The 25144-nt window shown below is 72.3% G+C and carries 18 protein-coding genes; 10 read left to right on the top strand and 8 right to left on the bottom strand.

The features are described 5' to 3' along the window. Entirely contained in the window at positions 1-1008 is a 1008-nt protein-coding gene (gene ubiU, locus QRD43_RS19350; protein ID WP_285984137.1) for a ubiquinone anaerobic biosynthesis protein UbiU, read from the bottom strand. Between the two features lie 221 nt (positions 1009-1229). Between ubiU and QRD43_RS19345 the strand changes: the two genes are divergently transcribed. The 3 genes from QRD43_RS19345 to QRD43_RS19335 all read left to right on the top strand — a co-directional run bounded on the left by QRD43_RS19345 (position 1230) and on the right by QRD43_RS19335 (position 3323). After that, positions 1230-1991, top strand: a complete 762-nt coding sequence (locus QRD43_RS19345; RefSeq protein WP_285984136.1) for a Crp/Fnr family transcriptional regulator — start codon at positions 1230-1232, stop codon at positions 1989-1991. Between the two features lie 140 nt (positions 1992-2131). After that, positions 2132-2362, top strand: coding sequence for a DUF2789 domain-containing protein (locus QRD43_RS19340; RefSeq protein WP_285984135.1), 231 nt, complete (start codon positions 2132-2134; stop codon positions 2360-2362). A gap of 169 nt (positions 2363-2531) precedes the next feature. Further along, complete coding sequence (locus QRD43_RS19335; RefSeq protein WP_285984134.1) at positions 2532-3323, top strand: type IV pili methyl-accepting chemotaxis transducer N-terminal domain-containing protein; 792 nt, start codon at positions 2532-2534, stop codon at positions 3321-3323. 36 nt (positions 3324-3359) lie between these two features. Here the strand turns inward: QRD43_RS19335 and QRD43_RS19330 are convergent, their stop codons facing one another. After that, positions 3360-4010 (bottom strand): hypothetical protein, encoded by a 651-nt coding sequence (locus QRD43_RS19330; RefSeq protein WP_285984133.1) that lies wholly within the window; start codon positions 4008-4010, stop codon positions 3360-3362. A 55-nt stretch (positions 4011-4065) separates the two neighbouring features. On the opposite strand from QRD43_RS19330, the gene QRD43_RS19325 reads away from it, so the two are divergent. The 5 genes from QRD43_RS19325 (at position 4066) to modA (ending at position 9275) form a co-directional block, all read left to right on the top strand. Continuing rightward, complete coding sequence (locus tag QRD43_RS19325) at positions 4066-4674, top strand: glutathione S-transferase family protein (protein ID WP_285984132.1); 609 nt, start codon at positions 4066-4068, stop codon at positions 4672-4674. A 126-nt stretch (positions 4675-4800) separates the two neighbouring features. Further along, positions 4801-5235, top strand: a complete 435-nt coding sequence (locus QRD43_RS19320; protein ID WP_285984131.1) for a hypothetical protein — start codon at positions 4801-4803, stop codon at positions 5233-5235. A gap of 251 nt (positions 5236-5486) precedes the next feature. Next, positions 5487-6911, top strand: a complete 1425-nt coding sequence (locus QRD43_RS19315) for a TolC family protein (protein WP_285984130.1) — start codon at positions 5487-5489, stop codon at positions 6909-6911. A gap of 11 nt (positions 6912-6922) precedes the next feature. Beyond that, positions 6923-8356 (top strand): copper oxidase, encoded by a 1434-nt coding sequence (locus QRD43_RS19310; protein WP_285984129.1) that lies wholly within the window; start codon positions 6923-6925, stop codon positions 8354-8356. Between the two features lie 151 nt (positions 8357-8507). Continuing rightward, a complete protein-coding gene (gene modA / locus QRD43_RS19305) occupies positions 8508-9275 on the top strand; it encodes a molybdate ABC transporter substrate-binding protein (protein ID WP_434063909.1) in 768 nt (255 codons plus the stop codon). 11 nt (positions 9276-9286) lie between these two features. Here modA and QRD43_RS19300 read toward each other — a convergent pair whose 3' ends face one another. Continuing rightward, positions 9287-11143 carry a glycoside hydrolase family 15 protein gene (locus QRD43_RS19300; protein WP_285984128.1) on the bottom strand — a complete coding sequence of 619 codons (1857 nt, stop codon included), beginning with the start codon at positions 11141-11143 and terminating at the stop codon, positions 9287-9289. A 122-nt stretch (positions 11144-11265) separates the two neighbouring features. Between QRD43_RS19300 and QRD43_RS19295 the strand changes: the two genes are divergently transcribed. Next, the gene (locus tag QRD43_RS19295) at positions 11266-13695 is read left to right on the top strand and encodes an alpha,alpha-trehalose-phosphate synthase (UDP-forming) (RefSeq protein WP_285984127.1); all 2430 of its coding nucleotides are present in this window, start codon (positions 11266-11268) and stop codon (positions 13693-13695) included. A gap of 36 nt (positions 13696-13731) precedes the next feature. Continuing rightward, complete coding sequence (gene otsB, locus QRD43_RS19290) at positions 13732-14532, top strand: trehalose-phosphatase (RefSeq protein WP_285984126.1); 801 nt, start codon at positions 13732-13734, stop codon at positions 14530-14532. Here otsB and QRD43_RS19285 read toward each other — a convergent pair. Genes QRD43_RS19285 through QRD43_RS19265 form a run of 5 tightly spaced genes read right to left on the bottom strand, consistent with a single transcriptional unit; the run spans position 14524 to position 25083 of the window. Then, positions 14524-16695 carry a YehQ C-terminal OB-fold domain-containing protein gene (locus tag QRD43_RS19285; protein ID WP_285984125.1) on the bottom strand — a complete coding sequence of 724 codons (2172 nt, stop codon included), beginning with the start codon at positions 16693-16695 and terminating at the stop codon, positions 14524-14526. The genes otsB and QRD43_RS19285 overlap by 9 nt on opposite strands. Then, complete coding sequence (locus QRD43_RS19280; protein WP_285984124.1) at positions 16692-17813, bottom strand: VWA domain-containing protein; 1122 nt, start codon at positions 17811-17813, stop codon at positions 16692-16694. The genes QRD43_RS19285 and QRD43_RS19280 overlap by 4 nt, the downstream gene beginning before the upstream one ends. Further along, the gene (locus QRD43_RS19275) at positions 17810-20299 is read right to left on the bottom strand and encodes a DUF5682 family protein (RefSeq protein ID WP_285984123.1); all 2490 of its coding nucleotides are present in this window, start codon (positions 20297-20299) and stop codon (positions 17810-17812) included. The genes QRD43_RS19280 and QRD43_RS19275 overlap by 4 nt, the downstream gene beginning before the upstream one ends. Beyond that, positions 20274-21377: an ATP-binding protein gene (locus QRD43_RS19270; protein WP_285984122.1), complete on the bottom strand. Its 1104-nt coding sequence runs from the start codon at positions 21375-21377 to the stop codon at positions 20274-20276. Before QRD43_RS19270 ends, QRD43_RS19275 begins: the two co-directional genes overlap by 26 nt. Further along, positions 21367-25083: a DUF4132 domain-containing protein gene (locus QRD43_RS19265; RefSeq protein WP_285984121.1), complete on the bottom strand. Its 3717-nt coding sequence runs from the start codon at positions 25081-25083 to the stop codon at positions 21367-21369. The genes QRD43_RS19270 and QRD43_RS19265 overlap by 11 nt, the downstream gene beginning before the upstream one ends. Positions 25084-25144 lie beyond the last annotated feature (61 nt).

Below are 25144 nucleotides of genomic sequence, written 5' to 3'. Positions count from 1 at the left end.
TCAGCGCCAGGGCCGGTCGAAGGCGCCCAGCGTGCTCTGCTGGCCCTCGGCCCAGTGCGAGAGGGTGTGCTGCCAGGCCGGCGTCACGGCATAGCGCTCGCCGGAGCCGGCCCGGTCGATGGCCTCGCGCCAGACGCGGGTCACCTGGGCGACGTAGGCCGGGCTGCGCTGGCGCCCCTCGATCTTGATGGCGCGAACACCCGACTCGATCAGCTGCGGCAGCAGCGCGAGGGTGTTGAGGCTGGTGGGCTCCTCCAGCGCGTAGTCCCGTTCGCCCTGGACGTCGAAGCGGCCCTTGCACAGCGTCGGGTAGCCGCGCGGCTCGTCAGGGCCGTAGCGGTCGATCAGCACGCCCCCGAGGCGCGCCTCCACGCTGTCCCCGCGCTGTTCCCACTGCACGAAGGCGGGCGGCGAGCAGACGCCGTGGGTGTTGGGCGACTGGCCCGTGGCGTAGGAGGACAGCGCACAGCGCCCTTCGACCATCACGCACAGGCTGCCGAAGCCGAAGACCTCGATCTCCACTGGCGTGTGGCGGATGACGTGCTGCACCTGCTGGAGCGTGAGCACGCGGGGCAGCACGGCGCGCTGGATGCCGTAGCGTTCGCGGTAGAAGTTGATCGCCTCGTAGCTCGTGGCCGAGGCCTGCACCGACAGATGCAGGCGCAGCCCGGGATGGCGGCGTGCGGCATGTGCGAGCACGCCGATGTCCGCCACGATGAGCGCGTCTGCGCCGAGGTCCGCGGCGCGATCGACGGCCTCGTGCCAGGGGCTCAGGTCCTGAGCCTGCCCGTAGGTATTGAGTGCCATCAGCACCTGGCGCCCGCGCTGGTGCGCGTAGGCAATGCCGCTGCGCACCTGCTCGAGATCGAAGTTCAGGCCGCCGAAGTTGCGCGCGTTGGTGGCGTCCCTGAGGCCGAGATAGACGGCATCGGCACCGGCGTCGACGGCCATCTGCAGCGCACGCAGGCTGCCCGCCGGGCACACCAGTTCGGGAAGGGGGGAGCTCATGGCATCGGTGGGGCGCGGCCCTGATTCTTGAAGTTGCAGAATGTATGAACCTTATGCGGCCATGGATTTGCGCCTGCGCAAAGGCCGGTGCAGGGGGCTGTGAGGAGAAGCGAGCGGTGGCGCGAGACGCCGGTATTGATGCCGCTCAAACACGGAAGTTGCGCGGCGCAGCACAGTGAGGCTTGTGCACGATTCAGAGGCACGACTCCGAGGAGACCCGCATGGAATCGATCGACTTCGCATCGACGGCGGCGCCAGCACCCGAGGGCGCCCTGGAAAGAACTCACCGTCGCCGCACCGCCGCGATGGCCCAGCCGCTCATGGCCGAGCGGGTGGGGGCGCCGCTGCGCGCCGTGCTCGTCGAGGCCGGCGAATGGCGGCGTGTGCCGGCCGGTCAGGCGCTCTTCGAGCAGGGCGAGCACTGCGAGACCATGTGGCTGCTGCTGGAGGGCAGCGTCTGTCTGGGGCATCACGACAGCCAGGGCGAGTGGCGCCAGCTGAGGCTCGCCGACGCCGGGGAATGGATGGGCTGCGCGGCCTGCTGGCTGCGCGAGTCCCACAACCTTCGGGCGGTGGCCGCAGTGGACGTGCTGGCCGTCGGCATGAGCCGCAGCCAGATCGACGCCTGGGCGACGGAGGATCCCGCCGCCTGGCGTGCCGCCATGGAATCGGTGGTGGAGGCGCTGGCTGAGCTGCAGCTGCAGCAGACCCGCCAGGCCGTGCGCCGGGAGAGCCTGGATGCGCTGGGGCGCGTCTCGGAGTGGCTGCTGGACATGTCCCGGCGGCAAGGCGGGACGGTACGCTTCATCCAGCGCAAGAAGTACGTGGCCTCCCAGCTGGCGATCACGCCCGAGACCTTCTCGCGTTGCCTGCGGCAGCTGGAGGAGGAGGGCTGCATCGGCGGTTCGGGCTACGAGCTGCAGATCCTTGCCCCGGACCGGCTGCGCCAGAGGGCACGGCCGCGCCGCGGGGCGGGCGCCTGAACGCCGTCGGACGCGGGGTGGCGCCTGTGGCGACATCGGGGGCGACATCAGGGCCGCACTCAGGGGCGAGGCCGGTGGCACGCATGACACCGCCCGAGGGAGCCGTTAAGCTGCGCACCATTCAGTCGATGGAGCTTCTCATGCAGGCCCCCGTGCACCGTTTCTCCGACCTCTTTGCGCAGCTCGGCCTGGCCCACGACGCGGCCAGCATCGAGACCTTCCTCCTGTCCCACTCGCCCCTGCCGCAAGCCATGCGGCTCGAGGACGCACCCTGCTGGAATCCGGCCCAGGCCGCACTCCTGCGCGAGGAGCTCCGCGCCGATGCCGACTGGGCCGAGCTGGTCGACCAGCTCAACGCCGCCCTGCGCTGACAGGCGCCACGGCGTGACGGCCTTCATGCGTCCGCTGGCCGCTGGCCGCTGGCCCGGCGGGCTAGCACGGCGCTGGCCGAGGCGGCGAAAAGCCAAACTGCATCAAGGATTCCCGCGGCGAGCGTCCCTAGACTGGCGCCTCGATTCACCAGAGGCCGGGAGTCTCGCCATGGAGTTATTGCGTCGCCGTCAGTGCCTGCTGTGGATGCCCGCCCTGTGGTTCGCCGGGCACGTCCATGCGGAAGTCCGGGATCTGCCGGACGCCATCAACAAGGCCGGCCGGCTGCGCATGCTGAGCCAGCGCTGCGCCAAGGCCTATCTCGCCCTCGGGCAGAAGGTGCGCACCGAGCAGGCCGAGAAGGTCCTGGCGGATTCGATGGCGCTCTTCGACCGCCATCTCGTGGAGCTGCGGGCCTATGCGCACGCCGCGCCCATCGCGAAGGTCTACGAGCAGATGGACAGCAGCTGGAGCGCCTTCAAGCCCCTGCTGGTGGGCGAACGCCCCAGTGCCAAGGGCGCGGATGCCGTGATGGTGGCCGCCACGCAGGTGCTGGCGCTGGCCCAGCAGGGGACCGCGCTGCTGGAGCAGTCCTCAGGCAAGCCCGTGGGGCGGCTGGTCAATCTGGCGGGGCGGCAGCGCATGCTCAGCCAGCGCATGGCCGCCACCTACCTCGGCGCCGCCTGGGGCGTGCAGGCCGATGGCCTGGCGCGTCAGCTCAACCAGGCCCGCGAAGAGTTCACGCAGGCGCAGGCCGTGCTCAAGGCAGCACCCGAGACCAGCGCCGCCCTGCGCAGCGAGCTCGAGATGGTCGACCAGCAGTACGTGTTCTTCGATGCCGCGCTGCGGGCGCTCAAGCCGGGCAACACGGACACGCGCTCGCTCAGCGAGGTCTTCACCACCAGCGAGCGCATCCTGCAACTCATGGACGAGGTGACGGCGCAGTTCGCGCGCCTGGCCTGAGCGGCACCGGCTCGTCCCGAGGCACCGGGCGCCGGCTCAGGGTGGCCCGGGCTCGGCCTCGATCATGCAGCGCACCCAGCGATGGGCCGTGGGGTCCGGGCGATGCTGGTGCAGCCGCCGCGCCATGGCGCTGTCGAGGTCCTGCAGCGCAAGCCCTTGCAGGTCCCCGCTGTGGGACATGGTGCGGCGCCACAGCCGCCTCACCCCGATGCCGTCGGGCGCCGGGGCGGGCGGCGCGTCCATTTCCGGCGGCGACAGGGCGTCCAGCACATGCAGGCGCAGGCCGCCGCATCCCCAGTCGAGGGCCGGTCGGGTGAAGACCAGCAGTTCGCGAGCGCCAGCCCGCAGCACCAGCCCGGCGTGGGCGTGCTGCAGGTGTGCCGGCGGGAACACCCAGACCGGCACCTGTTCGCGACCGATGGGCAGGAGAAAGCAGGTGGCCCGGGCCGCGCCGGCCGGCGTGACGGGGAGGTCGGCGGGGGGGATGAGCCTCGTGGCGGGACGCGCGGGGGAGGGGGGGGTGGCAGGCGGGGCGTCTGACGGGGAGTTTGGCGGGGTGGCGAGGCCATGGGCCGAAAGCGGGGCCTCGGGCACCTGGGGCAGGGCGTTCATGTCGTGGGCGGCGGGCAGATGGAGAGCCACGCCACGGGCCGGCGAGGCCATGCCCGCATCTGAGCAGTCAGGCATGAAGGCGTGATGACGTCGCCCGCCAAGGGACCGGCCCCCATGCTAGGCTTTGACCATGAACAAGCCCGCACTCATCTACTTCGACGCCCCGGTCAGCCGCGGCGAGGAATGCCGCCTGGCGCTGCACCTGGCCGGCGTGGACTTCGAGGACCGCCGCCTCCCCATGGCGGACTGGCCGGCGCTCAAGCCCTCGACGCCCTACGGCTCGCTGCCGGTGCTCGAGCTGCCCGGCCAGCCGCCGCTTGCCCAGACGAATGCCATCCTGGTGCTGATCGGCCGCCAGCACGGCCTGCATCCGACGGACGCCCTCGAGGCCGCCCGCCACGAGTCCCTGATGGCCCATGTGGAGGACCTGCGCGCCGCGGTGGGCCCGACCATCCGGATGGAAGCTGACGAGAAGCGCCGGGTCCGCGAGGCCCTGATGGCCGGCTTCCTGCCCCAGTGGGCCGCCGCCGCCGAGCGACAGATCGTCTCGGCCCCGTTCTTCGGGGGCGAGCGGCTGCAGGTGGTGGACCTGAAGCTGCACATGGCCGTCCGCTGGTTCCTGGGCGGCAAGGTCGACCACATCCCGGCCGACATCTTTGCCGGCTTCCCGCGCCTCATGGGCATTCACGACGCCGTGCGGGACCACGCTGGCGTCCAGGCCTGGTACGCCCGGGGCTGACGCCGCGCCGGCGGGCCAGTGCGAGGGGGCTTGACCTTGCCATAGGGGCAAGCTCCACAGTGCGGCCCCATGGCAGGGGCATGATCCCCCTGGCCACCGGTCCGATCACCCCTCTTCCTTCTGTCCATGCGCCTGATCCTGCGTCTTGCACTGGCCTGCCTGCTGGTCCTGGCTCTGCCGCTCCAGGGCCTGGCGGCCTCGGTTCAGCCCGCCGGTGTCGAGACGGCGTTGGCGGGGCAGCCCCCGCGGGCAGCCCCGGTGGCGGCGCTGCCGGCGGGCACGGCGCTGCTGGATGCAGGTGATGCGTTCCGTGAGTGCCCGGACCATCCGGCAGGCAGCACCGACGCGCACCACCGCGCCCCCCTGGCCTCCACGGTCAGCGCCTGCGAGGACTGCGGCGCCTGCACGCATGGCGTCCTGGGCGCCCTGGCGCTGGTGCCGGCGCCTCTCGCCGTGCCACCGGCCCCCCACTCACCCACCCGCTGGCCGGCCCCGCTGCTGACGCCCGAGCCGCCCTGGCCCAAGGGGCTGGAGCGGCCCCCTCGGCGCGGCCGCATCTGAGGCCGCGGCGGCGCTCCCGCATGGCTGCCATGGGCGTGCGCCCATCGCCATCCTCGCTCCCCCGGTGGCCGTCCGGCCGCCCGGGCCTGCGACACGTCGCCCGCGTCCGGGTCCCGTGGGGCCCGCCCGTACCATCGAGCGGCATCGATCCGCTCCGGATGGACGACTCCTTTCCGAATTCCACCCTGCCCATGCACACTTCAGACACCGGGCTGCACCGCGAGCCCGAATCGCGGTTTCCCCGTCTTCCCATGAACGACGCCGCCGCGCCGCCCGCCGGACGCTGGCGGACCCTGCTGCTGGCCCTGGCGCCGCTGGCCTTGAGTGCCTGCGCCAGCCTGGCGCCGGACGCCGGCGTGGCCCCGGTCGAGGAGGCCGCGCGCCAGCAACTCAAGGCCGAGCTCCAGGCCGCGCGGACCCCGCAGGATCACGACCGTATCGCCGCGCGGGTGGCCGAGCTGCTGCGCCCGCCGCTCAGCGCCGATGCCGCCGTGCAGGTCGCGCTGCTCAACAACCGCGGCCTGCAGGCCAGCCTGCAGTCGCTGGGCATCGCCGAGGCCGAGCTGGTGCAGGCCAGCCGCCTGCCCAACCCGCGCTTCACGCTGGGGCGCCTGCAACGCGGCGATGAGCGCGAGATCGAGCGCAGCGTAGGCTTCGACCTCGGCAGCCTCGTCACGCTGCCGATGCGCCGCAGCGTGCAGCTGCAGCGTCAGCAGGGGGTGCAGCGTAGCGTGACGCTGGAGATGCTCCGACTCGCCGCGGACACCCGCAAGGCCTACTACACCGCCCTGGCGGCCGAGCAGACGCTGGCCTACCGGCGTGACGCCCAGTCCGCCGCCGAGGCGGGCGCCGAGCTGGCCCGACGCATGCAGAAGGCCGGCAACTGGAGCGCCCTCGATCAGGCTCGGGAGGAGGGCTTCCTGGCCGAAACGCGCCTGGGGGTGCTGCGGGCCGAACTCCAGCGCACCAGCACCCGCGAACGTCTGGCCCGCCTGCTGGGGGTGGACGACGCCCAGGCCCTGGTCCTGCCGGAGCGGCTGCCGGAGCTCCCGGCGCAGGCCGAGGCGCGCGTCGGCGTCGAGCAGCAGGCCTTGCAGACCCGGCTGGATCTCCAGGCCGCGCGCGCCCAGCTGGAGGCGAGCGCGAGCAGCCTCGGGCTCAGCAAGGTCACGCGCCTGGTGGATGGCTTCGAGCTTGCGCTGAAGCTCAACAGCGCGACGGCGGCCCCGCGCCAGACCGGGGCCGAGATCAGCTTCGAGATCCCGCTGTTCGACTGGGGCGATGCCCGCGTGGCGCATGCCGAGGCCCGCTATCTGCAGGATGCCCACCGTGCCGCGCAGATCGCCGTCGAGGCGCGCTCGGAAGTGCGCGAGGCCTACCAGACCTACCGCGCGGCCCATGAGGTCGCCCGGCACTACCGCGACGAGCTGCTGCCACTCGCCCGTCGCGTCTCCCAGGAGCAGCTGCTGCGCTACAACGGCATGTTCATCGGCGTCTTCGAGCTGCTGGCCGACGCCCGCACGCAGATCGGTGTCGTCAACGCCTCCCTCGAGGCCCTGCGCGACTTCTGGCTGGCCCAGGCGGACCTGGACATGGCCCTGGTCGGCCGTCCTGGCACCACCACCCTGGGTGCCGCCGCTGCCGACGCCGACAGCCCCCGCGCCGCCGCACACTGAAAGGAATGCCCATGTTTTCCCGTCGCAACTTCTTCCGCGGCGCGGGCGCGCTGACGGCCGCCGTGTCCGCCGCCTCCGTCAGCCGCGTCGCGCTGGCTGCCCTGCCGGAAGCCGTCCAGCAGACCCGCCCGGACACCATGCCGCCCCTGCAGCCCGCCAGCGGCCGGCCCTACCGCCCGGTGGTGACGCTTAACGGCTGGACCCTGCCGTTTCGCATGAACCAGGGCGTCAAGGAGTTCCACCTCGTGGCCGAGCCCGTGCAGCGCGAGCTGGCACCGGGCATGACCGCGCGCCTGTGGGGCTACAACGGCCAGTCGCCCGGTCCCACCATCGAGGTCGTCGAGGGCGACCGGGTGCGCGTCTTCGTGACCAACCGCCTGCCCGAGCACACCAGCATGCACTGGCACGGCCAGCGCCTGCCCAACGGCATGGACGGCGTCTCCGGCCTGACGCAGACGGCCATCCAGCCCGGCCAGACCTATGTCTACGAGTTCGAGGCACGCCGCCCCGGCAGTTTCATGTACCACCCGCATGCGGACGAGATGACGCAGATGGCGATGGGCATGATGGGCCTGTGGATCACGCATCCCAAGGGCCGACACCCGCTCATCGACGAGGTGGACCGGGACTTCTGCTTCCTGCTCAACGCCTTCGACATCGACCCGGGATCGGCCACGCCGCGCATCATGACGATGCTGGACTTCAACCTGTGGTGCTGGAACAGCCGCGTCTTCCCGGGCATCGACACCCTGAACGTCCGCAAGAACGACAAGGTGCGCATCCGCGTGGGCAACCTCACGATGACGAACCATCCCATCCACCTGCACGGGCACGAGTTCACCGTCACGGGCACCGATGGCGGCCCCATCCCCAAGACGGCCCGCTGGCCGGAGGTGACGACGGACATCGCCGTCGGGCAGATGCGGCAGGTCGAGTTCGTGGCCGACGAGGAGGGCGACTGGGCCTTCCACTGCCACAAGAGCCACCACACGATGAACGCGATGGGCCACCAGGTGCCCACGATGATCGGCGTGCCGCAACAGGACCTGGCCGACAAGATCTCGCGCCTCGTGCCGGACTACATGGCCATGGGCGAGCGCGGCATGGCCGAGATGGGCGCCATGCAGATGCCTCTGCCCGACAACACGCTGCCGATGATGACGGGCGAGGGCCCCTTCGGCGGCGTCGAGATGGGCGGCATGTTCTCCATCCTCAAGGTGCGCAAGGGCCAGAAGCCGGGGGACTACAGCGACCCGGGCTGGTTCCAGCACCCCGCCGGCACGCAGGCCCGGCTCTGGACCGGCCCGGCGCCGCAGGCGCCTCGCACCGACGCGGCCGGCGGGCAGGCGATGCCGCGGCAGGCACCGGCCGCGGGCGGCAGCGTGGACCTGCGTGTGCGCAAGTCCGGCGGCCATGGCGGCCCTGGGGGGCACGGGGAGCACTGAGCCTCGCCGCCATCGCCCCCCCGGCTCGGGCGTGCGTCCTGCAAGGCGGGCACGGCGCTCGATGGCGGTGGGTCGTTATGCACGGGTGTATATTCCGGTCCGGCCGTCAGCGCAGCGGTGCCCGCTGCCCGGCCTCGATGAGGACGCCTCCGTGAACCCGATGCCGATCTTCCGTGCCCTGCGCCCGCTGGCCTGTCTCGCCGTCCTGACCTTCGGCCTGTCAGCGCAGGCGGCCGACCTCACGGTCTCGGCCGCGGCCAGCCTCAGCAATGCCTTCAAGGAACTGGCGCCGGGCTTCGAGGCGAAGCATCCCGGGACGCGCGTGCTGCTGAACTTCGGCGCTTCCGACGCCCTGCTGGCCCAGATCAGCAAGGGGGCCCCGGTGGATGTCTTCGCCTCGGCCGACCAGGACACGATGGACCGCGCAGAGGTGCAGAAGGCGCTGCTGGCCGGAACCCGGCGCAATTTCGTGAGCAACCGCCTGGTGCTGGTGGTGCCCACGACGGGCACCGTGCCGGTCAAGGCGCTGGCGGATCTCCAGGGGGCCGCCGTGCAGCGCGTGGCGCTGGGCAAGCCTGAAGGCGTGCCAGCCGGACGCTACGCCCGAGGCGCGCTCGAGGCCGCACGCCTGTGGCCGGCGGTATCCGCCAAGGCCGTGTACGCCAGCCATGTGCGCCAGGCCCTGGACTACGTCGCCCGGGGCGAGGTGGACGCCGGCTTCGTCTACGCCACGGATGCGGCGGTGCAGCCCGACAAGGTCCGCGTGGTGAGCGTGGTGCCGACGGAATCGCCCATCCGCTACCCCGTTGCGGCGGTGGCCGGCGGCGCGCAGGCCGAGGCGGCGCGCCAGTTCATCGACTACCTGCTGACGCCCGCCGCCCAGGCCGTGCTGGCCAAGCACGGCTTCCTGGCGCCCTGAGGGCGCGAGCGTCACACGACGCTGTCCCACGGGGCGGACAGGCGCACCGCGCTGTGGATGATGCCCACCATCGAGTAGGTCTGCGGAAAGTTGCCCCAGAGCTCGCCCGTGGCAGGCGCGAGGTCCTCGCTGAGCAGCCCGAGCGGATTGCGCCGGGCGAGCATGGCCTCGAAGTACTCGCGAGCCTCGGCGCGGCGGCCGGTGCGGGCGAGGGCATCGATGTGCCAGAAGGTGCAGACATTGAACGAGGTCTCGGGCAGCCCGAAGTCGTCGCGGCCTTCGTAGCGGCGCATGAAGTAGCCGTCGCACAGCGTGCTCTCCAGCGCCTTGACCGTGCTGATGAAGCGCGCGTCCTGCGGGTTCAGGAAGCCCACCTCGCCCATCAGCAGCACGCTGGCGTCGAGGTCCTGGCCCTCGAAGCTCTCGACGAAGGCCTGCCGCTCGCCGTTCCATGAGCGCTCCAGGATCTTGATGCGGATGGTGCGGGCACGTTCGCGCCACAACGAGGCCCGCTCGGGCAGCGACAGCCGCGTGGCCACATGCGCCAGGCGGTCGCAGGCGGCCCAGCACATCAGCGCCGAGGACGTGTGGATGCGAGCCCGCGTGCGCAGCTCCCAGATGCCCGCGTCCGGCTGTTCATGCAGGCGCCAGGCCTGCTCGCCCATGCTCTCGAGGGCCTGGAAGTCGCTGGCATCGGCCTGGCGGAACAGGCGCTGGTCATGGAAGGCCTGCGCCGCGCCGAGCACCACGCTGCCGTAGACGTCGTGCTGGAAGTGCTCGTAGGCCTGGTTGCCGACGCGCACCGGCCCCATGCCCCGGTAGCCGAACACGCCATCCACCATCGACTCCGGCAGCAAGGACTCCCGCCCGATGCCGTACAGCGGCTGCACATGTCCGTCCGGGGCGCTGCGGATGACGTTGTAGAGCCAGTTGAGATAGCTCTCCATCGTGCCGACCTCCGAGAGGCTGTTGAGCGCGCGGATGACGAAGAACGCGTCGCGGATCCAGCAGTAGCGGTAGTCCCAGTTGCGGCCGCTGTTCGGGGCCTCGGGAATGCTGGTGGTCATGGCCGCGACGATGGCGCCGGTCTCCTCGAACTGGCAGAGCTTCAGCGTGATCGCCGCCCGAATCACGGCGTCCTGCCATTCGAGCGGCAGCGCCAGGCGGTGCGTCCAGTGGCGCCAGTAGAGCGCCGTCTGCTCCTCGAAGCGGCGGGCGGTCTCCTCGATGCCGTCGTCCAGCGTCTCGTCCGGACCCAGGAGCAGGCTGACGGCCTTGTGCAGCACGAACCAGCTGCCATCGGTCACGTAGGTCAGCGGTGCGTTCGTGGTGAGCCGCAGCGTGAGCTCCGGGAGCAGGTAGCGCAGGTGGTGGCTGCCACTGGTGGTGATGGGCGGCGCGCGGCCCCAGTCCCCGCGGGGGCGCACGCGGATGCGCACGCGCGGGTGGCCCGTGAGCGGGCGGATGCGCCGCACGAGCTGGGCCGGGCGGTAGGGGCGGTCGCGCGTGATGAAGCGCGGCGCGAAGTCCACCAGCTCGACCGACTGGCCCTGGGCATCGAAGAGCCGCGTCCGGACGATGGCCGTGCCGGGGTCGTAGGCCTGCTCCGAACGGACGAAGTCCTCGATCTCGACGCTGAACACCCCATCGTCCGCACGACCGTCGGGGGCATGGACGAGCGCGTCGAAAACCGGCGTACTGTCGAAGCGTGGCATGCAGCACCACACCACGCTGCCGGCGGCGTCCAGGAGGGCGCTGATCTGGCAGTTGCCGATCACGGCCAGGTTCAGGGAGGGGGCCAGAGACGGGCCCGACGGTGAAGAAGCCGGCACGTTGGACGGTGCCCGGACCGGTGAGGACGGTGGCATGCAGAGACCTCCTGTTGCGCATCGAAACCCATGAAACGACGGTGACGTGGCCAGATGGAGACAACGCCGCCAGCCCCAGGGACCTGCCGGCCTGCAAAGCCGGCTCACGCCGTGATCGAGGAATGAAGACACTCCGCCTCCAGCTCCGCTTCCTGCTGCCGCTCACGGTGGCCTTGGTGGGGGCTGCCTACATCGCGCTGCCGCTGCTGGATCAGGTTACTCTGCGCTGGTTCTCGCGGGACCTCAATAGCCGCGGCGCATTGATGGTCAATGCGATGTCCGAGGCCGTGTCGGAGGCCATGGCGGAGGCCGTGGACGGCGCGACACCTGCAGCGATGAGCGCCGGGGCGCCGCCGGGGGCAGGGCCGGGCAAGCCCGGTGCCCGCCCCCCTCATCATGCGGAGCGGCTTGCCTCGCTGCTGGACCGCGCGGTGCGTGACGAGCGCCTCTTCGCCATCGCCGCCTGCGATGCGCAGGACCACCTGCTGCACGCCACGCGCGCGTTCCCCGAGGGGCTCGGCTGCGCGCGCAGCCAGGCCATTGCCAGCCGTCAGGATCCGCGTCTTCGCCTGGCGGGCGGGGCCGTGCATGTGGGCGTCTATCCCGTGCTTCGGCCGGTGCCGGACCCTGCCTTCGCGGCGTCGCTGCCGGCGAGCGAGGCCATGGCGCCGCCGTGGCCGGCGAGCGCCGTCGCCGTGGCGGAAGAGGGCCCGCCCGCGCCAGCGCTGGCCGGGCGTCTCGTGCTCCTGCATGACATGAGCTTCATCGAGAAGCGCAGCCAGGACACGCGCCGCTACCTCGTCGGCTTCATCGCCAGCCTCGGCTTCGTGGTGGCCCTGATCACGATGATCGTGGCCCAGGTGAGCTGGCGCGGCTGGGTCAAGGGCGCGCGCGCCATCCTGCGCGGCGACGGGCTCATCACGCCCCCGGTCAATGCGCCGCAGCCGCCGCCGGAGCTGGCGCCCATCGTCGACGAGCTGCGCACCAATCTGCGCGATCTCGAGGACGAGTACCGCCGCATGCAGGGACCGGCGCTCGAGTGGACCGGTGAGCGCCTGCGCCAGCTGTTGCAGACGCAGCTCCGGGGAGACCAGGTCATCGTCGTGTCCAATCGCGAGCCCTACGTTCACGAGCAGGGGCCGGACGGCGTCCAGGTGCGACGCCCGGCCAGCGGGCTGGTGACGGCCGTGGAGCCCGTGATGCGGGCCTGCTCGGGCACCTGGATTGCCCACGGCAGCGGCAGTGCCGACCGCGCGGTGGTGGACGCGCACGACCGCGTCGGCCTGCCGCCCGGGCTGCAGGACTACCAGCTGCGCCGCATCTGGCTCACGCCCGAGGAGGAGCAGGGCTACTACTACGGCTTCGCCAACGAGGGGCTCTGGCCCCTGTGCCATGTGGCGCATGTGCGGCCGGTCTTCCGCGAGCCCGACTGGGAGACGTACCGGCTCGTGAACCAGCGCTTCGCCGATGCCGTGGTGGCCGAGGCCCGCAGCGAGGACCCCGTCGTGCTGGTGCAGGACTACCACTTCGCGCTGCTGCCGGCGATGATCCGCGCCCGCCTGCCGCAGGCCACCATCCTGACCTTCTGGCACATCCCGTGGCCGAATCCGGAGTCCTTCGGCATCTGCCCCTGGAACCGCGAGATCCTCCAGGGCCTGCTGGGCAGCACCATCCTCGGCTTCCACACGCGGTTCCATTGCCGCAACTTCATGGAGACGGTGGACCGCTACCTGGAGGCGCGCATCGAGGCCGAGGTGTCGACAATCAGCTTCCAGGACAAGGAGACGCTGGTGGAGAGCTACCCCATCTCCATCGAGTGGCCGGATGCCGAGACGCTGGCGCGGTGGCCGCCCGTGCCCGAGTGCCGCCGCCGCGTGGCCGCCCGCCTGGGGCTGCCGGCGGACGTCTGCCTGGCCGTGGGCATCGACCGCTTCGACTACACCAAGGGCATTCTGGAGCGGCTCAACGCCGTCGAGCGCCTGCTGGAGAAGGCGCCGGAGTGGGTCGGGCGCTTCGTCTTCGTGCAGGTGGCGGCGCCGACGCGCTCGTCGCTGGACGAGTACCGCAGCTTCCAGGAGCGCGTGGAGCGTGCGGCCGAGCGCATCAATGCCCGCTTCGCGCGGGAGGCCTACCAGCCCGTGCATCTGCTGGCCTGGCACCATGAGCCGGATGCCGTGAACGAGCTGTTCCGCGCGACCGACATCCTCGTGGTGACCAGCCTCCATGACGGCATGAACCTCGTGTGCAAGGAGTTCGTCGCGGCGCGGGACGACCAGCAGGGCGTGCTCGTGCTGAGTCGCTTCGCGGGCGCGGCCCGGGAGATGACGCAGGCACTGATCGTCAACCCTTACCACGTCGAGGAGACGGCCGACGCCCTGCTGCGCGCCGCCACCATGCCCTCGGCCGAGCAGCGTGAGCGGATGGTGAGCCTGCGCAGCACGGTGCGGGAGTTCAATGTGTTCCGCTGGGCGGCGCGCATGCTGGCGGACGCCGCGAGATGGCGTCTGCGGGCCCGCGTGGAGGCCCGCGTGCGGCGGCTGGGCGCCGGCTGAGCGGGAGGGCAGGAAGGGAGGACACCGGTGGGGGCGATGCATCCGATGCAGCCGGCGAGGCCGCACATCCTGGGCCCGGAGGGACAGGCCGCCCTCGCACGGACGCTCGCGTCATCGCCCCTGCTGGCCTTCGACTTCGACGGCACGCTGGCCCCCATCGTCGCGCTGCCCTCGATGGCGCGCATGCCGGCGGCGGTGAGCGAACGCCTGGGCCGCATTGCCGCGCGCGTGCCGGTGGCCATCGTCACCGGCCGTGAAGTCGCCGATGTGCGCCAGCGGCTCGACTTCGAGCCCCGCTACATCGTGGGCAGCCATGGAGCGGAGGGCCCGGTCGCGGAGCCCGCCCCGGTGTGGGTGAGCGCCATGGCCGTGGCGCGGGACTGGCTGCAGCCCCACCGCGGGACGCTGGAGGCGATCGGCGTGCAGCTCGAGGACAAGCGCAGTTCCATCGCCCTGCATTACCGCAACGCCCCGGACCGGGCCCTGGCCCGCCGCTCGCTGGAGCGGCTGCTGCGGACGGCCAGCCCGGCGCTGCATGTCTTCGGCGGCAAGATGGTCTTCAACATCGTGCCCGCGCACGCGCCGGACAAGGCGGACGCCGTGCTGGCGCTGGTGCGGCAGGAGGGCGCCGGCACGGCCCTGTTCGTGGGGGATGACCTCAACGACGAGCCCGTGTTCCAGCGAGCGCCGGCGCACTGGCTGACGATCAAGGTGGGACCCGGCACCGAGCGCTCGGCCGCCCGTTCGGCGGCCCGCTTCTTCCTGGCGGGGCCGTCGGAGGTCGCCGATCTGCTCGATGCGATGCTCGGCCACCTCGGGCCGGCGCCGTCACTCTAGGGCGTCGGCGTCGGCGCCGCCGAGCGCCTCGTAGGCCAGGCGGATGTAGTTCAGCCGCAGCAGCGCCTCGCCGGGGCGTGCCGCCGGGCCGAGGGCCGCGAAGGCCGTGAAGCCCGCCACGCCGGTCTCGGTGGCCAGCTGCTGCAGGGCGGCCCGCCAGCCATCGGGCACCTCGCTGGGCAAGCCGCGCTCGGCGAGTCGCTGCAAGGTGTGCCGCGCCCCGAGAAGCGCTCCCGGCACCGCGACCGGCGGCGGGCCGCTCTCGCGGGGCGTCTCGCTCCGGGCGGCCCAGGCCTGGCGCCAGCGGGCAAGCAGCCCCGGCGCGGCCGGCGAGGCTGGCGCGGCGTCGAAGTGCAGGGTGCTCACCGGCTGCGCCTGTCCGGGCCGGATCAGGCTCAGCGGCTCGGCCCGCAGGCGCCCCCCGAGCGAGCGGACCTGCGCGACCACGATCAGCCCGTCGGTGACGGACCCGGCGGGCAGCGCTTCCAGGTGCGCCAGGGCGGGCGCATTGAAGCGGTCGTAGGGCAGCTCGGCCACCAGCTCGCGACCGCCGGCGTCCCACAAGGGCCACAGCAGCGTCTGGCGGTGGTCATCGAAGCGGCACGGGCCGATGCGATCGGGCTGCAGGAACGCCCACTCCTCCATCGGGCCGGGCCGGTCGAGCAGGCTGCGCCCCGCCTGCCGCGAGGCGGCGAGGGCCGCCCAGTCGGTCCAGGGCTCCAGCCCTTCGGCGGACCAGGCCTCGGCCTGCGGCGGCAGCATCGTCACGTGGGTGCTCTCGCGTGCCGACAGGCGCCGCGCCTCGTTGAGCTGAGCCCCGAGCAGCGCCAGCCGCTGCCCCGTGGCCCGCTGCGGGGCGCCGAGGCCGGTCCAGGGGCCGGGGGCGTGGTAGCGGGCGACCGGGTCGAAGCCCCGCAGCGATTCGGGCCGCGCGTCCGTGCAGGACAGGAAGCCCTCCTGCGGCGACCACAGCAGCATCGTGAGTCCCACATAGCCGCTGGCCGCGCGCCAGGGCCGGGCGCCCAGCCCCAGCACCTCCAGCGTGCCCGTTTCGTCATAGCGCGTGCGGGCCCGGCCCAGGAGGCGGGCAGGGGTCAGGTCTTGCGCCGCCGCCGCGCCGAGGGCATCGACCAGCGCGTGCGCGAGCGTCAGTTCGTCCAGCAGCCGGTGCTCGTCCGCGCCGCCGGCACGCTCCAGCAGCAGTTCGACGTGGTCGGCCAGGCGGCGCAGCAGCAGTGCCAGGCTGGGGTACTCGGCGCCCTGGGCCCAGACCGCCAGCGTCGTGAAACGCTCCTGCATGCCGGCGGACAGATGCGACAGCCCCAGCTCCACGGCATCGGCGAACAGGCGCCGCGCGCTCAGGCGCAGGCGCTCGCGCGTGACGGGCAGCGAGGCGGCGCCCGTGGCGGCCAGGGCGTGGTCCATCCCGAGGTCCAGCGCCTGCGTGCGCGGAGCGGCCGCGGGCTCGGGCGGCGTCAGTGCCTGCCCATGAGCGCGCTGGAAGGCCAGCACGGCGGCGACCTGGTACTTCTCGATCCTGGCCAGCGCCACGTCCGCGATGAGCTGCTCCAGCCCGCCGCCCATGTAGCGCAAGGTCAGGCGAGGTTGCTGCAGGGTCAGCACCAGATGGCTGCTGCCGCCGATCCGCAGCCACGACGTGTCGTCGTGGTCCTGCACGCACTGCCAGGCCCAGCGATAGCCGGCCTTGCCGGCATGGCGGAGCAGTGCAGCCGGGCTGATCGCCAGCAGCGCCTCGCGCAGCGGGGCGAGCGGGTCGACGGGGGGCTCGCCCGCTTGGGGAGGCTCCGCCGAGGGGGCGGCGTCGGGCCCGGTGGCGGGCCGGTCGGCAGGCACGGAGGGCGCGGCCCCCGCGCCCGCCTCGGCCAGCTGCCGCAGGCCCAGGGCCGCGGCCAGGATGTGCTGGCAGACGCCGGAGGCCGGGCAGTCGCAGCGGGCCTTCGCCGGCCCGCGTTCGTCAAAGGTGATGTGCTGCTCGCCGACGGTCACGACGACTTGCGTGTCGGCGTCCTCGCTCACGTGGACCGTCAGGCGCTCGAGGTCCTTCTGTGCACGGCGCAGCAGGCCGCGGTTGGCCAGCGCGGCGAAGCCCTCGTCGTCGTAGCGGGCGAGCTGTTCCTGGAGGCGGGCGCGCAGGGACGTCACGAGATCACCTGCACCAGCCATTGCGCCAGTCGCTGCGGCGTCAGCGCGGCGATCTCCATGCCGCAGGCCGCGAGCCGCTCGGCCATCTGGCGGTCGTACACGGGGTGAGCGTTGCCGTCCAGCGAAGCGAGGCCCAGCATGCGCACCCGGGCCTCGGCGAGCTGCCTCACCTGGCGCACGAGCTCCGCCGGCGCGGCGCCTTCACAGAAGTCCGTGACCAGGACCAGCACGGTGCGGTGCGGCACCTCGACCTGCTGCGCGCAGTAGCGCACCGCCTTGCCGATGTCGGTGCCGCCGCCCAGCTGCGCCTGCATCAGCACCTCGACAGGGTCGTCGACATGCTCGGTGAGATCGACCACGCTCGTGTCGAACAGCACCAGCTTGACGCGGAAGGCCGGCAACGCCGCGAAGATGCCGGCCATGACGGCGCTGTGGATCACGGAGTCCACCATGCTGCCGCTCTGGTCGACGCACAGGATGATGTCCCAGGGCAGGCGCCGCTGGTTGCGCTCGAAGAACTTCAGCTGCTCGACGAGCAGGCGCTGCCGCTCGGCGTCGTAGTGGCGCAGGTTGGCCCGCACCGTGCCCAGGGCATCGAAGTTGCGGGCGACGGCCATGGGCGAGTGACGATGTGGGTTGAGGCGGCCCGCCAGCGCCTGGCGGACCTCCGCCTCGAGCTGGCGCCGCAGTGCCTCCACGACCTGGCGGATGATGCGCCGGGCCAGGTGCAGCACGTCGCCGTGCAGGTGGCCGCGCAGCGTGAGCAGCGTGCGCAGGAGCTGCTGGTTGGGCTCGAGGCGCTCCAGGGTCTGCGGGTCGGTCACGAGCTCGGTCAGGCCGTAGCGGTCCAGGGCGTGCTTCTCGATGACCTCGACCGTCTCCTGCGGGAAGAGCTCGCGGACCTCGCTCAGCCAGGTGACGAGCTGGAGCTGCGAGGCATCCAGCGAGCCCGGTCCGCGCGCGCCGTCGCCGCGCAGGCCGCGGCCCTGGTATTCGCGGCCGTAGAGGTGCTCCAGCGCGCGGTCGCGCCGGCCGGCATCGCCCTGCAGGCCTTGCGGGGTCAGCGGCTGCTCGGCGTAGCGGCCGAGCACCAGGCGCCAGCGTTCCAGGGTGCTCATGGGGTCAGCCATCCTTCCAGCCCGTCCGCCCGGAGGCGTTCGAGCAGCTGCGCCGAGGCGGCGAGGTGCCGCTGCACGGCCTCGGCACCGAGTTCATGGTGCACGAGCCGGCCGAGGTCGCGCTGGCCGTGCAGGCCGGCCACGGCTTCGGCAATGCGGTCCGTCTCCCGCGGCGTCATGCCGGCGAAGGCGAGGCGAAGCTCGGGCAGCACGGCGACGAACTCGCCGTCCGGCCAGTCGCGCAGGCGGGCGTCGAGCACCTCCAGCAGGCGCTGCTGCTGCCAGGCGGCCTCGCGCGCCGTGCCCAGCAGCCCGCGCAGGAAGGCGACGGCGTCGGCCGGTCGCAGGCCGCCGTGCAGGTGGCCGCCCACGAGCCGCTCCAGGCCGTGCTCGTCCAGATGACCGGCGCAGTAGCGCAGCCCGGCGGCCGCGCCGCGGACCAGGCTCAGCGCATGCGCCGACTGCAGATGCTCGAGCAGGGACCAGAACAGCGCCGCGTCCAGCGTCTCGCCGGCTTCGCTGAGCAGCAGCTCGCGAAGGCGGGACAGGCTGTCGAGCAGGGCGCTGCCATCGCCCTGGGCACCCTGCAGGTCCCGGCCGAGGTAGATGGCGCGCTGGTAGGCCGCCTGCAGCAGGGCGGGCAGCTCGGCGAGCTGGCGCGCCTCCAGCGGCTCGCGCGACTCCCACAGCAGCCCCAGCATGCCGCAGGCCGCGGCCACGGACTCGAAGTGCGCGTCCTCGTTCATCACCGCCGCCAGCGTGGCGGCCACGGGGCGCACGTGGTCGTGCAGGCCGAGCACGCAGGCCTGCACGAGCAGCGCCGCGGCCGCGCCGGCATGGCGCGGGTCGGTGCCGTCCGTCAGCCGCTGGAGTCGCGCCTCGAAGCGGTGGGCGACGGCCAGGGGCAGGGTCGTGCCAAGGACGCCAGCCTCCACGAGCGCGCCTTCCGTCACGGCCGACCACGCGTACTCCCAGTGCTCCTGCAGGCGTGCCAGGCCCATGCCATGGACGAAGTCGGGGCCGGACTGGCGCACGGCCATGGGCACGCCGAGCAGCGCCAGCCCGTGCAGCAGCCGGCTCGTCACGCGGTGGTCCGGGCGACGGTAGAGGTCCAGCACCAGGCGGCGCGGCTGGGCGTCGTCGATCTTCAGGCGCTGACGCCGTGCGCGGGCCTCGACGTCCCGCAGCAGCGGCGGGCGGTCCGTGCCGGGCGGCAGCTGGCCGGTGAGCGTGCCGCACAGCTGGCGCCGCGTGACGTCCAGGATCAGGGCCCCTTCGGCATCCAGCTCGCCCTTCACGAAGCAGCTCGTCACGGCGTCCAGCACGTCGGCCCGCAGCGGCGCCTCGCGACCGCGCAGGGCGGCCAGCTGCAGCGCCTGCTCGCAGGCGGCCGCCAGCGTCGGCAGGGGCAGCGGCACGCGGTGCTTCTCCCGCAGCTCGGTCGCGACGTCGAGCAGCACGCTCAGGGCCTGCTCGCGGCGCAGGGCCGCGGCGGCGTCCGGCGCCGTGCGCGCGAGCGCCTCGCGCCGCGCCAGACGCTCCCAGAGCCCCTGATGCCAGGCGGGCGAGGTCATGCCGGCGCTGTAGCCGTTCAGCCGGTCCAGGCGGTCCTGGGCATAGCGGATGAGGGCGCCGGCCTGGTCGTCGATGGCGGGGGTCCGCAGCGCGGGCCGGGCGGTGCCGGCCGCCACGAGATCCGGCAGGACCACCGCATGGAAGCCGCCCACGACGGCCAGCACCGGCCCGTCCCCGGGACCGCGCTGCGCCAGCGCTTCGGCGATGGCCGCGGCCATCTCGGCCTCGCGCGCGAGCGTGCCGTCGGCGCGCAGTTCGTCCTCCCCGTGCTCGAGCCGCGAGAGCTGGCAGTAGGCGGCGACGTCCGCGATGTGCGCCTCGACGCTGCGGCCGGGGGCCGGGGCCTCGAACAGGTGCTCCCAGAGCTCCTCATGGTCCCGGCAGCCCAGCGCGCGGGCGAGGTGGGCGAGGTACTGGCTGCGCTGCAGATGGCGCTCGTCCAGCAGCGAGCGTGCGGGCTCGTCGGCAGCGGCCTCGTCGGGACCGGCCTCGGACTCGAGCGCCGACTGCTCGGCGAGGTCCAGGTCGATGAAGCGCGCGGGCAGGCCCAGCGCCGCGGCATGGCGCAGCGCGACCAGCTCGGGCGAGTGGTCGCAGAACGGGTAGTAGGCCGCGTGGCGGCGCGCGGGTGTCTCGCCCTGGGCCTTGAACACGCAGTAGGCGTACAAGGCCAGCGGCATGCGCGCCTGCGGATGCGTCAGCTGCGGGATCAGGCGCGTGAAGCTGCGCGGTCCTTCGACGAGCACGGCGCACACGGGCATGCGCGCCAGCAGCCGCTGCAGCTGCAAGGCGCAGGCCGGGCTGTGGTGGCGCACCGGGAAGACGATCAGGGCCGGCGTGATGAGCCGCGCGCCCAGGGCGCGCAGCGCCTCGGCCTGCGGCGCCTCAGCGGTCCAGCTCGCGTCGGGCATCGAGCACACGCTTCCATTGCGAGGCGCCCACCAGCTTCTGCGAGCGCTGCTTCACGACGACGTCGAAATAGTGGCGCAGCTTCTTGCCGTCGTCCGGGTTGTCCTTGAGCACCGTGCCGATCAGCTGCCTCGCCACATGCTCGCCGCCCACGCGGCCGTCGCCGAAGTAGTGCGCATCCAGGCAGGCCGCATAGCCCACCGAGACCGCCTCGGCCGAGGACATGACCGCCGTCGGCTTCTCGACCACCACGCCCTCCTGCGTGACGCCATGGCGCAGGTCGTTGAAGGCCGTGACCAGCAGCTCGACGACGTCGGGCTGGAACTCCACCTCGACCTGCGCGTGCCGCAGCAGCGCGTCGGTGCGCTCGCGGATCAGCTGGGCCTCCATCTTGCGGTCGGCGATGGGGCGGACGGTCTCGAAGTTGAAGCGGCGCTTGAGGGCGCTCGACATCTCGTGGACGCCGCGGTCGCGGATGTTGGCCGTGGCCAGCACATTGAAGCCGCGTGCGGCAAAGACGGTGCCGTCATCGCCCTTCAGTTCGGGGATGTGCAGCAGCTTGTCGGAGAGCAGGCTGATGAGGCTGTCCTGGATCTCGGGCTGCACGCGCGTCACCTCCTCGAAGCGGCACAGCCAGCCGGCCCGCAGCGCCTCCAGCATCGGGCTCGCGACCAGTGCGCGCGGCGTCGGTCCTTCCGCCAGCAGGAGGGCGTAGTTCCAGCCGTACTTGATCTGGTCCTCCGTCGTGCCGGCCGTGCCCTGGATGCTGCAGGTCGAGCGCCCCGAGATGGCGGCTGCGAGCAGCTCCGAGAGCATGGACTTGGCGGTGCCGGGCTCGCCGACGAGCAGCAGGCCGCGGTCGCTCATCAGCGTGACGATGCAGCGGTCGATGAGCGCATCGTCCCCATAGAACTTGCGCGACACGCCCAGCCGGGCGTCACCCAGCACGAAGCTGCGCACCGCGCGGGGCGAGAGGTGCCAGCCGGCCGGCCTCGGCGCGTCGTCCTTCTCGGCCAGGCGAGCCAGTTCGTCGGCATGCACCCGCTCGGCGGGCTCGCGCAGGATGGCTTCAGTACTCACTCTTCTTCTCCCAGTCCGGATCGAAGCCCGGGCCCTCGGCCGCGATGAGCCGCAGATCGTCATAGCATTCCGACAGCAGCACCGGCGGCACCTGGCTCAGCGGCTGCGCGCTGCGGGACCAGCGGTCCCCCGCCTCCGTCGAGGCAAAGGACAGGTGACGCAGCGCCACGGTGCGGTTCTCCTCGGGCAGGCCGTTGCCGGTGAACTCGATGAGGGCCAGCAGGCCGAGCGTGGGGAAGCGCTTCTCGTAGGTGTAGAACCAGCCGCCGTCCTCGGAGGCCCCGCGCGTGTAGCCAAGCTTGGTGGCGCGGCCGCGCAGGGCGAAGGTCTCGATCAGGTGGCCCTCGAAGTCGCGCACCTCGGTCGCGCCGGTCTTGTCGGCGGGCAGGGTGTAGCTGCCCTTGCCGAACTGCTGGAACAGCGGCTTCACGGCATAGTCGGCGAGGTGCTGCTGCCAGGCGCCCACCAGCTCGGCTGACAGCAGCGAGTCGTGCGCCAGGCACACGCGCGAGCCGGGCTGCAGTGCGACGGGGTCGTCGTGGACGTCGGTGAGGCTGCCGTCGTCCAGCGGGCGGAAGACCTGACGCACGATGCGCCGATCGCCGTCCTCCACGGTCTCCAGCCAGACGAGGCGCTGGACGAGGTGCCGCAGCACGGGGTGGCGCAGCAGGTAGTCCGTCCAGTCCTCGGCCGGCCAGTCGCGGCCGGTGCACAGGGCTTCGTAGAGGCGGTCGGTCTGCAGATCGACGATGCTCTTGAGCTCCTTCTTCGCGGCGCTGAGTGTCTTCTTCGCCGCCTTGGCCTGCGCCTCGTCGTCATCCTGGCGCGGGTCCGGCAGGGCCGTGACCTTCTTGCCCTCGGGATTGAGGAGCTCGATCTTGAAGTCGGGCAGCAGGCGCGCGGTGAACTGGCGCGGGCCGTAGCTCAGCTCCAGCGTGCCGGTCTCGTCGAAGCCGGCCGAGGGGATGGTGCGGTCGGCCAGCTCCGCGAGGCTCCAGCCCTTGCGCTCGGCCAGGGCCTGCGCCTGCCGCGTCGCCTCTTCCTGGAAGCTCTTGGTGCGGAAGCGGTTGCCGATGGACAGCATCAGCTGCGTGGCGCTGGGGTGCTCGATCCACGCCAGCATCGCGATCAGCGCCTTGCCCTGGCCCGCGCGGGTGCCGTACCACGCCTTGAGGTAGCGCTGCACCGGCGGTGCCGCCCGCTCCGCGCAGCAGGCCGCCGCCACGGCGAGCAGGCCCTTGCTGCCGATGGCCGAGGCCAGCGGCTGGCGCTGCACATGCGCCACCAGGGTCACCGCGATCTCGTCGACGCTCCGGTTGAACAAGGGGTCGTTCTGGTAGAACTGGGGGTAGGCCTGCATGGCGTCCCAGTGCATCTTGGCCATCGTCCGGGCCCGGGCGACCGCCTCGTCGTGCGTCGCCGGGCGGACGTCCTCGGTCAGCCAGGCCTCCAGCACGAACTGCCCCAGCGCCTCGCGGTCGCGCGGTTCCATGAGCCCGCACAGCTTGCGCAGCACGGCGTTGGGCTCCGGGCTTTTCTGCTTGCAGGCCTGCACCAGCAGCCAGCGCAGGGAGGCCTGCGGCACTGCGGCCTGCGTGTCGTGCCAGCGCACCTCCGGCAGCGCGGCGAAGGGGAACCATTCCAGGTCCTTGGGCAGGCCCTTGTCCAGCTGCTTCGCCGCATCCCGGGCGAGCCCCTCCCGGTCGAGGTAGTGCTCCACCGGGCGACCCAGCGCCTGCAGTGCGTCCAGCAGCGCGCCCTTGGCAACGTCGTGCTTCTCCTTGCGGACGGCCTGCTCCAGCGCGCGCACGGCCGGCTCGTGCCGCAGGCGGCCGAGCCACTGCGCCGCCACCGTGCGCACCTCGGCCTTGCCGCTCTCCAGCGCGGCAATGAGGCGGGTCTCCTTGCCGGCCAGGTTCTTCAGCGCGTCCTGGGCCAGCATCCGGTCGCCCTTGGCCGAGCCCAGGGCCAGCTCGAAGAGCGTGTTGACGAGCGCCTGCGGCGGGGTGGGCAGCGTGCCGATGGCCTTGAAGAGCTTGGCCCGTGCGAAGTGCCAGTCGTTGGCGGAGGACTCCGTGAGCACGCGGATCACCAGGTCCTGATGATGGGCCACGAAGGGCCAGACGTCGGCGTCCTGCCAGTCGGCCGCCAGGGTCTGGCCCCAGCTCGAGCAGTAGGTGCGCAGCACGCCTTCGGGCGGATAGCCGTGGGCCTCCAGCAGCAGCGAGAGCTCCAGCAGGCCCGGGCGGCCGGTGGCGCGGTGCAGGGCATTCGCGCACTGGGTCAGCACATGCTCGACGGTCTGGCCCTTCGGATCGATGAAGCGCAGCGCCCGGAGCATCTTGACCAGGGCCACCGGCGTGAGGCGGCCGGCGGTGGCCAGCTGCTGCAACGGGGGCACGAGGTACTGCTGCGCGCCGTAGGGCGTGCCCGGCAGGGTGAGCGAACCCAGCGCCGGGCCCTGCGTCTCCAGCACGCGCTGCAGGGCCTTCGCGTCGGTATCGCGGTAGTGCTGGTCTTCCCGCAGTTGCCAGGCATGACCCTGGGCTTGGGCGCGGGCGTGGTACTCCCGTGCCTGCGCATTGGACTTCTCCACGGCCGCATTGGCCTGCGCCCACAGCTGCGCCAGGTCGCTGGCGGCGACGGCGTTGGCGCCAACGGACCAGTCGATGACGGGCAGCTCGTACCCATAGTCCGGCACCGCGGGCACCTGCGCCTCGCTGTCCCATTCGGCGATCAGGGCCTGCACCGCGGAGGCCTTGTCTGCGGCGGCCGTGTCGCGCGCGAAACTCGCCAGCGCCGCGTCGCTGCGATGGATGGCCAGCGTGGCGAGGCGGCGCAGGGCCTGCAGGCGCACGTCGGGCTTGCCCTTCAGCGCCAGCGCCTGCAGCGCCTCGATGACCGGCAGGCCGCAGCGAGGGAGCAGGGCGTCCGTGGCGCTGCGGATCTGCTTGCTCGTGCTGGTCGCGAGCTCCGCGATGGCGGGGGCCCAGTGGTCCAGCGCGGCCTGTGGGGCCGTCGCGATCATCTTCAGCACATGCAGCCGGCCGCCCACCGAGGAGGGCAGCAGCAGGGCCGAGAGCCGCTCGGCGTGGCGGACGAGTGCCTGCTCATACCCGGCGACGTCCGTCAGCAGCAAGGGCCGTTGCTCGGCGATGTAGGACGGTCCGCTGGGCAGCTGGAAGCCGCCCACCAGCCAGGCATCGGGGGAGAGGCCGTCCTCGACGCACAGCGCCTCCAGGCACTCGGCGAACAGGCCCTTGGACGTCGGTCGCGTGCCGCTGAAGCAGTTCAGCCCCGTGCCAGCACTGTGGACGAGCATCAGCTCCGGCCATTTCACATCCCGCTCGAACTGCAGATAGCAGCGGGCCAGCTGGCTGTGCTGGACGGCGGCCTCGAGCACGCGCGCCAGGCGCAGACCCACGGCGGCCGGCACCTGCTCGAAGCCCAGGTAGAGCGCCTGCCCGCCTGCCCGGCTCCCCCCCAACTCCACCAGCCTGAGCTTGGCGTCCACGCCCTCGCTGTCCGCCAGCGTGGAGAGCACCTCGAGCGCCTCGCCGGTCAGGACATAGGTCAGGACGTCATGGGCCAGCGCCGCGCCCAGCGGCTGGGCCCAGGTCTGCAGCCGGTCGGCCCAGGCCTCGGGAACGTCCGCGGGCGCCTTGACCGAACGTCCTCCCAGCAGCTTGCTCATCCATTCCAGCATGGGCTCCTCCTCGTGGCCTGATCTTTTGCTTGTGTCGGGGCGACGGGATTATTGGCCGAAA

The organism is Roseateles subflavus, from assembly GCF_030285365.1.
Lineage (GTDB): Bacteria > Pseudomonadota > Gammaproteobacteria > Burkholderiales > Burkholderiaceae_C > Roseateles_B > Roseateles_B subflavus.
This window is presented reverse-complemented; position numbering and strand designations above follow the sequence as displayed.